Source organism: Sphingobacterium mizutaii (assembly GCF_900187125.1).
GTDB classification, from domain to species: Bacteria; Bacteroidota; Bacteroidia; order Sphingobacteriales; family Sphingobacteriaceae; genus Sphingobacterium; species Sphingobacterium mizutaii.
The window spans coordinates 1,276,875-1,289,709 of sequence record NZ_LT906468.1; the positions used below are offsets into that span (position 1 = coordinate 1,276,875).

At 43.5% G+C, this 12,835-nt stretch carries 9 protein-coding genes and 2 rRNA genes; 8 read left to right on the top strand and 3 right to left on the bottom strand.

Going from position 1 to position 12,835, the window contains the following annotated elements:
- Positions 1-81 precede the first annotated feature (81 nt).
- Together CKW03_RS05435 and rrf are read left to right on the top strand one after the other, a co-directional pair.
- Positions 82-2,965: ribosomal RNA gene (locus tag CKW03_RS05435) — 23S ribosomal RNA — on the top strand.
- A gap of 97 nt (positions 2,966-3,062) precedes the next feature.
- Positions 3,063-3,174: ribosomal RNA gene (gene rrf / locus CKW03_RS05440) — 5S ribosomal RNA — on the top strand.
- Positions 3,175-3,308: 134 nt separating this feature from the next.
- Here the strand turns inward: rrf and CKW03_RS20270 are convergent.
- Positions 3,309-3,452 (bottom strand): hypothetical protein, encoded by a 144-nt coding sequence (locus CKW03_RS20270; protein ID WP_157739395.1) that lies wholly within the window; start codon positions 3,450-3,452, stop codon positions 3,309-3,311.
- 22 nt (positions 3,453-3,474) lie between these two features.
- Between CKW03_RS20270 and mnmL the strand changes: the two genes are divergently transcribed.
- Positions 3,475-4,437, top strand: coding sequence for a tRNA modification radical SAM protein MnmL/YtqA (gene mnmL / locus CKW03_RS05445; RefSeq protein ID WP_093094852.1), 963 nt, complete (start codon positions 3,475-3,477; stop codon positions 4,435-4,437).
- Between the two features lie 48 nt (positions 4,438-4,485).
- Here mnmL and CKW03_RS05450 read toward each other — a convergent pair whose 3' ends face one another.
- Together CKW03_RS05450 and CKW03_RS05455 are read right to left on the bottom strand one after the other, a co-directional pair.
- Positions 4,486-4,953, bottom strand: a complete 468-nt coding sequence (locus CKW03_RS05450) for a pyrophosphohydrolase domain-containing protein (protein WP_093094853.1) — start codon at positions 4,951-4,953, stop codon at positions 4,486-4,488.
- A gap of 74 nt (positions 4,954-5,027) precedes the next feature.
- Positions 5,028-6,488, bottom strand: a complete 1,461-nt coding sequence (locus CKW03_RS05455) for a pseudouridine synthase (protein ID WP_373865683.1) — start codon at positions 6,486-6,488, stop codon at positions 5,028-5,030.
- Positions 6,489-6,993: 505 nt separating this feature from the next.
- Here CKW03_RS05455 and CKW03_RS05460 point away from each other — a divergent pair.
- The 5 genes from CKW03_RS05460 to ccoG all read left to right on the top strand — a co-directional run bounded on the left by CKW03_RS05460 (position 6,994) and on the right by ccoG (position 12,834).
- Positions 6,994-7,671, top strand: coding sequence for a lytic transglycosylase domain-containing protein (locus CKW03_RS05460; RefSeq protein ID WP_157739397.1), 678 nt, complete (start codon positions 6,994-6,996; stop codon positions 7,669-7,671).
- Between the two features lie 468 nt (positions 7,672-8,139).
- Entirely contained in the window at positions 8,140-10,287 is a 2,148-nt protein-coding gene (gene ccoN / locus CKW03_RS05465) for a cytochrome-c oxidase, cbb3-type subunit I (RefSeq protein ID WP_093094857.1), read from the top strand.
- A 24-nt stretch (positions 10,288-10,311) separates the two neighbouring features.
- Positions 10,312-10,509: a hypothetical protein gene (locus CKW03_RS05470; protein WP_093094859.1), complete on the top strand. Its 198-nt coding sequence runs from the start codon at positions 10,312-10,314 to the stop codon at positions 10,507-10,509.
- A complete protein-coding gene (locus tag CKW03_RS05475; protein ID WP_093094860.1) occupies positions 10,506-11,417 on the top strand; it encodes a cbb3-type cytochrome c oxidase N-terminal domain-containing protein in 912 nt (303 codons plus the stop codon). The genes CKW03_RS05470 and CKW03_RS05475 overlap by 4 nt, the downstream gene beginning before the upstream one ends.
- A gap of 16 nt (positions 11,418-11,433) precedes the next feature.
- Positions 11,434-12,834 (top strand): cytochrome c oxidase accessory protein CcoG, encoded by a 1,401-nt coding sequence (ccoG, locus tag CKW03_RS05480; protein WP_093094863.1) that lies wholly within the window; start codon positions 11,434-11,436, stop codon positions 12,832-12,834.
- The last annotated feature ends 1 nt before the right edge of the window (position 12,835 follow it).

Genomic DNA, 12,835 nt, shown 5'->3' on the forward strand with positions numbered 1-12,835 from the left:
CAAGAGAAGACAACAGAGGCTCCATACTTTATGTATGGGACCAAAAGCAACCTACCACTTTGCAAAAGGGGTGGTAGCGTGAAGAAAGTAAACAAGGGCACACGGGGGATGCCTAGGCTCTCAGAGGCGATGAAGGACGTGATAAGCTGCGATAAGCCACGGGGATCGGCAAATGCGACTCGATCCGTGGATTTCCGAATGGGGCAACCCGGCATGTTGAAGACATGCCATCAAATGAAGCGAACGCGCTGAACTGAAACATCTAAGTAGGCGTAGGAGGAGAAAATAACAATGATTTCCCAAGTAGTGGCGAGCGAACGGGAAAGAGCCCAAACCGTCCATGTCAAGGCATGGGCGGGGTTGTAGGACCACGATATTGTACTGTGCTATGAACTGGAAGCAGGTGGGAAACTGCGCGATAAGGGTGAGAGCCCCGTACAGGCAAAGAATACAGGCATAGTGGTATCCTGAGTACCGCGGGACCGGAGAAATCCTGTGGGAATCCGCCAGCACCATCTGGCAAGGCTAAATACTCCTGAGAGACCGATAGTGGACCAGTACCGTGAGGGAAAGGTGAAAAGAACCCCGAACAGGGGAGTGAAAAGAACCTGAAACCGTGTGCTTACAAGCGGTCGGAGCGGAGCGATTCCGTGACGGCGTGCCTTTTGCATAATGAGCCTACGAGTTACTCTTGTCCGGCAAGGTTAATGGCTTAAGGCCAGGAGCCGAAGCGAAAGCGAGTCTGAACAGGGCGCACAGTCGGACGAGGTAGACGCGAAACCTTGTGATCTACCCTTGGGCAGGTTGAAGGTGCGGTAACACGTACTGGAGGACCGAACCGATAAACGTTGAAAAGTTTCCGGATGACCTGAGGGTAGGGGTGAAAGGCCAATCAAACTGGGAAATAGCTCGTACTCCCCGAAATGTTTTTAGGAACAGCGTCGGCATGGAGTCTAGCAGAGGTAGAGCTACCGATTGGGTGCGGGGGAGTCAAATCCTACCAAATCCAGACGAACTCCGAATGCTGCTAGATATGGCCGGCAGTGAGGCTTTGGGTGCTAAGGTCCAAGGCCGAGAGGGAAAGAACCCAGACCATCAGCTAAGGTCCCCAAATCCGTTCTAAGTTGAACTAACGAGGTCCGGTTGCCCAGACAGCTAGGATGTTGGCTTGGAAGCAGCCATTCATTTAAAGAGTGCGTAACAGCTCACTAGTCGAGCGGCCGGGCGTGGATAATAAACGGGCATCAAGAACGGTACCGAAGCTATGGATTGCAATTTATTGCACTGGTAGGGGAGCATTCCATCGGGGGCGAATCCGCGGGGCGACCCGTGGTGGACCTGATGGAAAAGCAAATGTAGGCATAAGTAACGATAAGGCGGGTGAGAAACCCGCCCACCGAAAGACCAAGGTTTCCTGATCAACGCTAATCGGATCAGGGTCAGTCGGGACCTAAGGCGCATCCGAAGGGAGGCAGCCGATGGCCAACGGGTTAATATTCCCGTACTGTTGATGGCTGCGATGTGGTGACGGAGTAGTGACACTGCCGCGAACTGACGGAATAGTTCGTTGAAGGGCAAAGGTATTGGACCGGTAGGCAAATCCGCCGGTACAGCCGAAGCCCGATAGTACAGCAAACCCTCGGGGGCGCTGATAGCGCAGGTAAGCAGACTTCCAAGAAAACCCGCTAAGCTCCAGGCCATCAAGACCCGTACCGCAAACCGACACAGGTGGTCGAGGAGAGGATCCTAAGGTGCTCGAGTGAATCATGGCTAAGGAACTCGGCAAAATGGCCCTGTAACTTCGGGAGAAGGGGCGCTTCCTCCAGCGATGGAGAAGCCGCAGTGAAAAGGCCCAGGCGACTGTTTAGCAAAAACATATGGCTTTGCGAAATCGAAAGATGAGGTATAAGGCCTGACACCTGCCCGGTGCTGGAAGGTTAAGAGGGGATGTCATCCGCAAGGAGAAGCATTGAATCGAAGCCCCAGTAAACGGCGGCCGTAACTATAACGGTCCTAAGGTAGCGAAATTCCTTGTCGGGTAAGTTCCGACCTGCACGAATGGTGTAACGATCTGGGCGCTGTCTCAGCCATGAGCTCGGTGAAATTGTGGTATCGGTGAAGACGCCGGTTACCCGCAACGGGACGGAAAGACCCCATGAACCTTCACTATAGCTTAACATTGGAATTGGGTACAGGATGTGTAGGATAGGCGGGAGTAATTGAAGCGGTTTCGCCAGGAATCGCGGATACGACCTTGAAATACCGCCCTTTCTGTATCCGGTTTCTAATCCCGTTATACGGGAGACATTGTTTGGTGGGTAGTTTGACTGGGGTGGTCGCCTCCAAAAAGGTAACGGAGGCTTTCAAAGGTAAGCTCAGTACGCTTGGTAACCGTACGTGGAGTGCAATGGCATAAGCTTGCTTGACTGTGAGACCTACAAGTCGACCAGGGTCGAAAGACGGACATAGTGATCCGGTGGTTCTGTATGGAAGGGCCATCGCTCAAAGGATAAAAGGTACTCTGGGGATAACAGGCTGATCTCCCCCAAGAGCTCATATCGACGGGGAGGTTTGGCACCTCGATGTCGGCTCGTCACATCCTGGGGCTGGAGAAGGTCCCAAGGGTTGGGCTGTTCGCCCATTAAAGTGGCACGCGAGCTGGGTTCAGAACGTCGCGAGACAGTTCGGTCCCTATCTGTTGTGGGCGCTGGAAGTTTGAGTGGATCTGACCTTAGTACGAGAGGACCGGGTTGGACGGACCGCTGGTGAACCTGTTATGCCGCCAGGTGTACGGCAGGGTAGCTACGTCCGGGATAGATAAGCGCTGAAAGCATCTAAGTGCGAAACTAGCCACGAGATGAGACTTCCTCATAAGGGTCGTCGGAGATTACGACGTCGATAGGCCACAGGTGTAAAGGTTGAGAGACCAAAGCCGAGTGGTACTAATAGCCCGAAGCTTTCCAATGCGGATAGACCTGTTGTCCTCTCTCTTTTTCTGATCTTTTCTTCCAATAACATGTCAATGTGCAACGGTCCCCAAGGGGCCATGTACAAAAAGGTATTCAGGTGCCTATATCGGCGGTGTCCACCTCTTCCCATTCCGAACAGAGAAGTTAAGCCCGCCAGAGCCGATGGTATTGCCGTAACAGGTGGGAGAGTAGGTCGGTGCCTAATTTTATACGGGAGCCCGCTGTCAACAGACAGCGGGCTTTCTGTTTTTATGGACTTTGGGAAAGCGGTAAGGGAGCGGGCAGGTCAGGTGCACGGCAGCGGGCGGATGCGATCCGCCCCTACGGAATGGGGGACTTTCAGGCGGAACGGTGGTCCTGGTCCATCCTCCCATCAAGTGGATCCTGGTCCCTTCCCAGATCTTGGCCCATCCTCCCATCCCATCCATCCTGGTTCAACCATCCCTTCAACTCCCTTAAACTCAATTCATTTATTTCTTTCAAAATTCCTTATCTTTGCATTTCAATGGGTACACAATTAGATAATGGGATCAAGCCTTATAACCACTATGGGGCTTATCTGAAAGAGAAATACGACGGACAAAGGGTCTTTAAGGTTATCGTAGATGGTAATTTTACCTGTCCGAATCGTGATGGTAGCAAGGGTTATGGGGGCTGTACCTACTGTAATGTAGATTCTTTTACGCCTGATACGGCACGCAAGATCCCTTCCATCCGTGAACAGGTGGAAAATGGTATTGAACGCGCAAGGAATAGCTATGGAGCTGAAAAGTTCATTATCTATTTCCAACCCAATACCAATACCTATGCGCCTACGCATCTGTTGAAGATGATGTATGACGAGGCCTTGAGTATCTGTCCGGAACATACCTTGGGTCTATCCGTTGGTACCCGTCCAGACTGCTTGGACTTTGAGAAGATAGCATTATTGGAAAGTTATACCGAACGCTATGATGTGGATCTGGAAATGGGGATGGAATCGATCTATAATGACACCTTGGAACGTATCAATAGGGGCTGTTCGCATGATGAATTTATTTCAACGATGAAGATGTTGGAAAACACTTCCTTGGAACTCTGTGTACATACCATCTTTGGATTCCCATGGGAGACTGAGGAAATGATGTTGAAGTATGCCGATGAAATTAATAAGCATCCCAAGATCAAGTTTGTGAAATTGCACCACCTTCATATTGTAGAAGGTTCTATCATGGGTGTTAAATATAAACGCGAACCTTTCCATTTGTTCAGCATCGAGGAGTATACCGATTTCTTGGCGAAGTTTATTCCATTATTGAGACCGGATATCATTATCCAGAGGATATTTGGTATCGCAGACAAGGAATTGCTGATTGCACCGAATTGGGGATTCCCTAAATCGGGTATACAGACTCGGATCGACAAAGGATTGGAAGAGAGAGGAGTGAAGCAGGGCTCAGCCTATAGAGAAGCTGATCTGACGATATAAAAAGAAAAGGATGCCGATTGGCATCCTTTTTTATGTGGTTCTAATTTCTTATTTCTCCACGATCGTCTTCAGATCGGCTGGCGAATAATAGATTGATTTTAAGGTCTTGTCATCTCCTTTTCTGAAGACCAAGTATTTACCATCGATTTCCTTATAGTAAGATTCCACTCCCTTAGCAAGGTAATGTTGTTGGGTTTCGATAGCTTCTTGTTCTGTTTTGCAAGCTTTGCTCATGTTAGAGCGCTGTACCTCATTGAATAGGTCATTGAATTTATCCTTTAATCCAAATTCTAAGATCGCTCCTGAGAGTACATATTGGATATCACAAAGAGCATCAGCGATTTCTACTAAATCTTTGTCCTGTATAGCCTCTTCAAGTTCTTTCAGTTCCTCAGCGATCAAGGATACTCTCAGTTTGCAACGAGTTTCAGATGGGATTGTAGGTTGATCTAAAATCGGGTGCTGAAATGTTTTATGGAATTCAGCCACCGACGTTAAACATTTAGGGTCTGTCATATCAATTCTAATTTTGTTAAAAATACGAAAGTGGGCTCAAATAAAAAAGGCGCAATCCAATTGCGCCTTGTATGCTATTTCATTAAATGCTTTAATTGGATGATTTCCTTCTCTTCAAGGTATCTCCAACGTCCGCGAGGAAGATCTTTTTTGGTCAGGTTGGCATAAACCACACGGTCCAGCTTTTCAACCTCGTATCCTAGGGATTCAAAGATGCGTCTTACGACCCTGTTTTTACCACTATGGATCTGAATGCCAACTTCTTTTTTCGAACCGCCTACAACGAAGCTAAGGTCGTCTGGTTTGATAAAGCCATCCTCTAGTTCAATACCGAATTCGATTTTGTTGAAATCTCCTTGACTAAGGCTCCTGCTCAACTCAACATTGTAGATTTTGCTGATGTTATTTCTCGGGTGAGATAATTTCTCTGCAAGGTTTCCATCGTTGGTAAGAAGAAGTAATCCTGTTGTATTTCTATCCAAACGTCCAACAGGGTAGATACGCTCTTTGGTCGCTTTAGCAACAAGTTGCATCACGGTTTTGCGCTCTTGTGGATCATCTGTAGTGGTGATATAATCTTTTGGTTTGTTCAAAAGAACATAAACCATTTTCTCACGTTTCAAACGTTCGTCGTTATATCTGATTTCATCTTTAGCAGGGTCAACCTTGGTTCCCAATTCAGTAACCACAACACCGTTTACGGAGATGACACCAGCTTCGATTAGTTCATCAGCCTTTCTACGTGAACAGATACCAGAATTTGAGATATAACGGTTCAAACGGATCAAACCATCATCTTCTGCATTGAAGTTTTTCTCTTGCTTAGGTCTTCTGGAATTGTCTTTACGGAAGTCGCGATCTGATCTTTCATCATTGTCACGGGAATAGCGTTTGTTGCCAAAGTCTTTTCCTTTTCCATCAAACTTTTTATATGGACGGTCGGAGTTGAAAGGTTTTTCAAACTTACCGTCTCTATTGAATTTAGAGTCTTTTCCGAATTTAGAACCTCTTTTAGGTGTAGCTTCATCGCCATACCTTGATTTTCTTTCTGGTCTGTCCTCTCTATTGAAATTTGAATCTCTATCTGGTCTTGAATCTCTTCCGAATTTAGAATCTCTTCCGAACTTGGAATCACGATCAGGTCTTCCTTCTCTATTGAATTTAGAATCTCTGTCGGGTCTAGAATCTCTGTTGAATTTAGCGTCTCTACCGAACTTCGCGTCTCTATCAGGTCTTCCGTCTTTATTGAATTTGGAATCTCTGGCGAATTTAGAATCCTTGTTGAATTTGGAATCTCTTCCAAACTTGGAGTCTTTGTCAAATCTGCTCTTGTCAGAATTGGAGTCGCGATTAAATTTGTCGGATTTGTAACTTCTCGATGAGTCGAAGGATGATTTATCATCCTTTTTGTTGTTTCTGAAGCCGTCTGAACTGCTTCTTGATTTTCTGGAGTTGTCGTCTCGACTGTTCCTTTTGCTATTGAATGGCATAATTCGAAAAAATGAGCCACAAAGATAGGCAATTTTTTCACTCATTCATCATTTAAACACAATACTTTGTTAAATATTAGAATGCTTCAACAATAGTATGGGCTAAAACTCCCTTGAACCTCAATTAAGGGCTAATAATCTAATTTATAATGTTTTATAGGTTTTGTTTGAAAGTTCTAAAAATTCGAAATAACATGCTATTGTAATTGCTCTATTTTATATTGGAATCATTGTTTTTAGTACAAAATAGGTTTACCATGATTCATAAATCATAAATATTCGTTCAAAAATGTTACAAAATGGAGAGTTTGAGAAAAGTTACTTTAAATTGCTTTTAACGTAGATTTTACTTGGTTTTAACTTTAATTAACTTTCTTTATTAATACTATTGTTTGTGCGTTAAAGTAATAAGCTGTACTTTTGGAGCTTGATTTTTCACCAAGCTACTTTTTGATCGGTTTTAACAAGTTCCGTGGATAGGGTGGCAGTAAGGGAATGAATGGTTAAAAAAAGAGTATTATGTAGTAGTGCGCTTTTGATGTTAATGTTAATGTCAAACTTGTACTCGAAACCCCAACCAGAGATGGCCGATCCTTTTAGAAAGGCGTTGGACCACTCGATGAAAGCCAATATATCTGAAACATTGGCTAAGAAAGAGGCAGAAAACGACCCTTATAGTCAGCTCTCTTTTGCAGAAACTGACATTCCTTTGGAAGAAGTTACTGTACAGAAAAAACTAGACAAGTACCTGAGTAGGTTTGCTTATCTAAAAAAGCCCTCACATCACATTCACAAAAAGGCGGATCAATTACTTCCCCGCATTGCAAAAATCCTGAAAAGTTATGGTGTTCCTGAAGACTTCAAGTACATTGCTGTAGTTGAAAGTAGCCTGAACCCGAAAACAACTTCTCATAAAGGAGCTGGTGGCTACTGGCAATTTATGCCGGCAACCGCGAGATTGTACGGATTGAAAGTGAATGGAAGTGTGGATGAGCGCTTGGACTTGATAAAGTCTACACATGCAGCGGCAAAATATCTGAAATCATTGCACAAAGAGTTCGGTGATTGGACATTGGCAGCAGCAGCATATAACGTTGGTGGCGGAAGTTTAAGAGCTTCCCTAAGAAGACAAAAGAAAGACAATTATTATGACTTGAAATTGAATTCTGAAACTGCAGCCTACGTCTATAAGATCATTTCCATGAAAGCTATCTTGGAAATGACATAAAGCGCGAAAGCCTAATTTTATGAACAATACCAAATCAGGAAACCCAGAGGTTTCCTTTTTTTGTGCCTTATATAATAGGTATATAATCACTAAACAAATACCTGAAAATTAATATAGGTAAACATTCTATGTTTAGTGGAATTTACCTAAATTTAAAATAATGAAATCCCTTACAGGGATTTTTTGTTGACCTAATGAAAAGCGTATTGAGTGGATTGGAGGAAAACTGAAGAGAAGTTATTTGCCGTATCCCAAATTTTCGAAAAGATCAGGAAATATCCCTGGTCCTCTATAAGATTATGAAACCTAAAGTACCTGTTAAATCTTCTTTTTTAGTTATCCGTTTTTGCGATTGCCACTTTCCTAAATAAAAAAGTGATTGAAATCACATTTTCTTGCTTCTCATTATCATTAGAATGTCATGGACAGACTGGTAATTTTGAATCGTTAACTTAATATATAAGAATAATGCAGGTAGAGCAATTTAATTATGACAACAAGATTGTCAGAGATTTTGGAATCGCAACTGTAATCTGGGGGATCGTCGGGATGACTGTCGGGCTAATCGCAGCCTTGCAGTTAGTATGGCCAGAGGTAAACTTTGGACTTCAGTATTCCACATTCGGACGTATTCGACCTTTACACACCAACGCAGTAATCTTTGCCTTTGTAGGAAATGCCATTTTTATGGGGGCTTATTATTCCATGCAGCGGGTTTTAAAGGCCAGGATGTTTAGCGATTTACTTAGTAAGATCCACTTTTGGGGTTGGCAATTGATCATTGTAGCCTCAGCAATTACCCTTCCGTTAGGCTTGACCAGTTCACATGAATATGCTGAAATGGAATGGCCAATTGACCTTGCCATTACCATTATCTGGGTTGTGTTTGGTATCAACATGTTCGGAACGATCATCAGACGTAGAGAAAGACATATGTATGTAGCCGTATGGTTCTACATTGCGACTTTCGTTACAGTTGCCGTTCTTCACATCGTGAACTCCATTCAGATGCCAGTGGGTATGTGGAAAAGTTATTATGTTTATTCAGGTGTTCAAGATGCATTAGTACAATGGTGGTACGGGCACAATGCGGTTGCATTCTTCCTTACGACTCCGTTCTTAGGATTGATGTACTACTTCTTGCCTAAAATGGCTAACCGTCCTGTATATTCCTATAAATTAAGTATTCTACACTTCTGGTCCTTGATCTTTATCTATATCTGGGCTGGACCTCACCACTTATTGTATACCTCTTTACCAAGCTGGGTACAATCATTAGGTGTTGTATTCTCCATTATGTTGATCGCTCCAAGTTGGGGTGGTATGATCAACGGTCTATTGACTTTGCGTGGTGCATGGGATAAAGTTAGGACAGAACCTATCTTGAAATTCATGGTGGTTGCATTGACCTGTTATGGTATGGCAACCTTTGAAGGACCTATGTTATCCTTGAAACAAGTTAACGCTATTGCCCACTTTACTGACTGGATCGTTGCACACGTGCATATCGGTGCGCTAGGATGGAATGGTTTCATGACCTTCGCTATCTTATATTGGTTGATCCCTAGGATCTATAAAACCCAATTGTACTCTAAGAAATTGGCAAATGCACACTTCTGGATCGGTACATTAGGTATTTTGTTCTATGCTATTCCTTTATATTGGGCAGCAGTAGTTCAAGGTTTGATGTGGAAAGACTTTACTCCAGAAGGTGTATTGAAATACCCTAACTTCTTGGCTACAACTCTAGAGATCCTTCCGATGCACATGATGCGTGCCGTAGGTGGTACACTTTACCTGACAGGGGTAATCATGATGACCTACAACTTGGTTAAGACCATCAAATCTGGATCTTTGGTTGCCAATGAGCCTGCTGAAGCACCAGCATTAGAGCCAATCCAAAAAACAGAAAAATCTGCTCACCGTCGTTTAGAGCGTAAGCCTATCTTGTTTATGGTGTTGTCATTGATCGCTATCCTGATCGGGGGTATCGTCGAGATGATCCCAACCTTTACTGTGGCGAACAACGTTCCGAAAATTGCTTCGGTGAAACCTTATACCGCACTGGAATTGACCGGTCGTGACCTCTATATCCGTGAGGGCTGTGTGAACTGTCACTCGCAAACTATTCGTCCATTCCGTTCAGAGACTGCACGTTATGGCGAGTACAGTAAGGCAGGTGAGTTCGTTTATGACCATCCATTCTTATGGGGATCTAAGCGTACTGGACCAGACCTTCACCGTATCGGTGGTAAATATCCACACAAATGGCACTTTGACCACATGTTGGATCCTACCATCACTTCTCCAGGAAGTATCATGCCTCCATATCCTTGGTTGATCGAACAAGATATCAACTACAAATACCTAACCGGTAAGATGAAGGTGATGAAGAAACTAGGGGTTCCATATTCGGATGATGAAATCAACAACGCAGTTGAACATGCCGAAGCGCAAGCACAAACCATCGTAAAAGATTTAGCTGCTAACGATGTTCAGGTTGAACCTAATAAAGAGATTGTTGCGATGATCGCCTATCTACAACGCTTGGGAACAGATATCAAGGCTGAGCCTAAGAAAGCAGATGACGCGAATAAAGTAGCAGAAAACAATTAATGTAACACAAAAAAAGAAAGAGCTATGTGGAGACAAATCACAAACCTACATGGAGATGAAATTTACTTGATCATCTCGCTGTTAATCTTCTTGACTTTTTTTATCCTGGTAGCCATTATGCTGTTTACCATGAAGAAAAGCTTTGTGGATTACATGAAAGGATTACCATTTGATGAATCCGACAAACAGAATGATAACTTACCTGAATCTGAACGTATATGAATTTAATATTAGTAATGAGCAGTGTATCAGGAACGCTGATTGCAATTGGTACAGGCAACTTATACAACGATATTTTCTATCTAGCTGTATTCTTTGTATTGATCGCCGTATTGGCAGCTGCCATCACCATCAACAAGGCCTTGAGGTCTATGTTGAAAGTGACCATGCCAGAGGTTGTCAAAGAAGAAGAGCGCCTAAAAGCTGAGAAGAAATTATCTAGAAAGAACTATTGGAAGAGCACATGGAACTATATCATGGGCTTGAAACCTCTAGAGCAAGAAAAAGACATGGTGATCAAAAACCATGAATACGATGGAATCGAGGAATTGAACAACCCTATTCCGGTATGGTTCAACGCCTTGTTCTATTCATCTATTGTATTCGCGGTAGTTTACCTATTGATTTACCAAGTATTCGGTTGGGGATTAAACCAGGACCAAGAATATGAACGCGAGATGGCAAAGGCTGAGGTCGCAAAACAAGAGTTCTTGGCACAGTCTGCGAACTCATTTGATGAAAACACCATCGAGGTTGATGAAACTGGAACATTGGCAGCAAATGGTAAAGCATTGTTCACAACGAACTGTGCTGCCTGTCACGGTGCTAATGGGGAAGGTACCATCGGTCCTAACCTGACAGATAGATTCTGGTTGCACGGCGGTGAAATCAAGGACATCTTTAAAACCGTAAAATATGGTGTTCCTGAAAAAGGAATGGTGCCTTGGGAACAAACATTGACACCAGCGCAAATTGCAGAGGTAAGTAACTTTATCCTCACTTTGAGAGATACTAAACCTGCAAATCCAAAAGGTGCAGAAGGCGTTGAAGTCACTGCATACGAAAGTGAAGGAGGTGCTGCTCCAGCTGCTGAAAGCGAAGCTTCAGCAGATAGTACAGCAACAAATTAAAAAATATTAAAAAATCATGGGAACAGTAGTAAATGAATCCAATCAACAGAACCAAATAGATAAATCGAAAAGAAAATGGATATACGCTAAGAAACCTAGCGGGCAATTCTTTAACTATCGACAGGTTGTTGGCTACGGATTACTACTGTTCTTCTTTTTAGGTCCCATCCTAAAAATAAACGGAAACCCTTTCTTGATGTTCAACATCATCGAAAGGAAGTTCTCCATCTTTGGCAACATCTTTTACCCGCAAGACTTCCATATCTTCCTCTTCGGAATGCTGATCGTATTGGTCTGTATCGTGTTGTTTACTGCAGTATATGGGCGTGTATGGTGTGGTTGGACCTGTCCGCAGACCATATTTATGGAACTCATATTCCGTAGGATCGAATACCTGATTGAAGGAGACTGGACCCAACAGAAAAAACTGAATGAAGGTCCTGATACCGACGTCAAGGCTTGGAAGAAATTCCTAAAGCATACTATTTTCCTACTGATATCCTTTATCATTTCCAATCTGTTCCTAGCCTATATTATAGGGGTGGATGCGCTTTACAAGATCGTAACAGATCCCGTTGAAAACCATATTGTGGGTTTCCTGTCTATTATCGTTTTCACTTTGGTATTCTATTTTGTATTCGCATTTGTCAGAGAGATCGTTTGTACCCGTATCTGTCCGTATGGTAGATTGCAAGGGGTGCTATTGGACGATAACTCGGTTACAGTTGCTTACAATGTAAAAAGGGGAGAGCCTAGAGGAAAGATCAGAAAAGATTCTTCTGAAGAGAAAGGTGATTGTATCGATTGTAACCTGTGCGTGAATGTTTGTCCTACAGGGATCGATATCCGTAAAGGCCCTCAATTGGAATGTGTTTCTTGTACCGCTTGTATTGATGCTTGTGATGCCGTTATGGATAAGATCGACAAGCCAAGACGTTTGATCGGATTCTATACACTGGCAGAGGCAGAAGGTACAGAAACGGAGGATGCCGGTAAGAAGAAAAATACCAGAGCTGTAATTTATACGGGTATATTGATAGTATTGATGGGGATCTTCGGTTTTATGATCTTCAGTCGTTCTGATGTGGATGGTCGTCTATTGCGTGCAAAAGGCAGTACCTATCAAAAACGTGATGATGGAACGGTAACCAATCTGTATACTTTGGAAGTGATCAATAAAACGAGCAAGGACCTAGACTTTGACTTGGTTAGTGCGACAGAGGGTGTCAAAATCCAAGTTGTGAATCCTATTTCTCATTTGAACCGAGAAGGAAGTGCGAAATTAAGCTTATTTTTGATAGCTGATCAGCAATCCATCAAACAATATAAAACTGACGTGAAGGTGGATATCAAGGTTGGTGATAAAGTTTTAGAAACCATGGAGACGACATTTATTGCGCCTCCAGCAAAAAAATAAA

Excerpts from the sequence above, each read along its gene's own strand:
- CKW03_RS05470 (WP_093094859.1), top strand. The coding sequence starts at position 10,312 with ATGTGGAGACAAATCACAAACCTACATGGAGATGAAATTTACTTGATC.
- mnmL (WP_093094852.1), top strand. The coding sequence starts at position 3,475 with ATGGGTACACAATTAGATAATGGGATCAAGCCTTATAACCACTATGGG.
- CKW03_RS05450 (WP_093094853.1), bottom strand. The coding sequence starts at position 4,953 with ATGACAGACCCTAAATGTTTAACGTCGGTGGCTGAATTCCATAAAACA.
- ccoG (WP_093094863.1), top strand. The coding sequence starts at position 11,434 with ATGGGAACAGTAGTAAATGAATCCAATCAACAGAACCAAATAGATAAA.
- CKW03_RS05475 (WP_093094860.1), top strand. The coding sequence starts at position 10,506 with ATGAATTTAATATTAGTAATGAGCAGTGTATCAGGAACGCTGATTGCA.
- CKW03_RS05460 (WP_157739397.1), top strand. The coding sequence starts at position 6,994 with ATGTCAAACTTGTACTCGAAACCCCAACCAGAGATGGCCGATCCTTTT.
- CKW03_RS05455 (WP_373865683.1), bottom strand. The coding sequence starts at position 6,488 with ATGAGTGAAAAAATTGCCTATCTTTGTGGCTCATTTTTTCGAATTATG.
- ccoN (WP_093094857.1), top strand. The coding sequence starts at position 8,140 with ATGCAGGTAGAGCAATTTAATTATGACAACAAGATTGTCAGAGATTTT.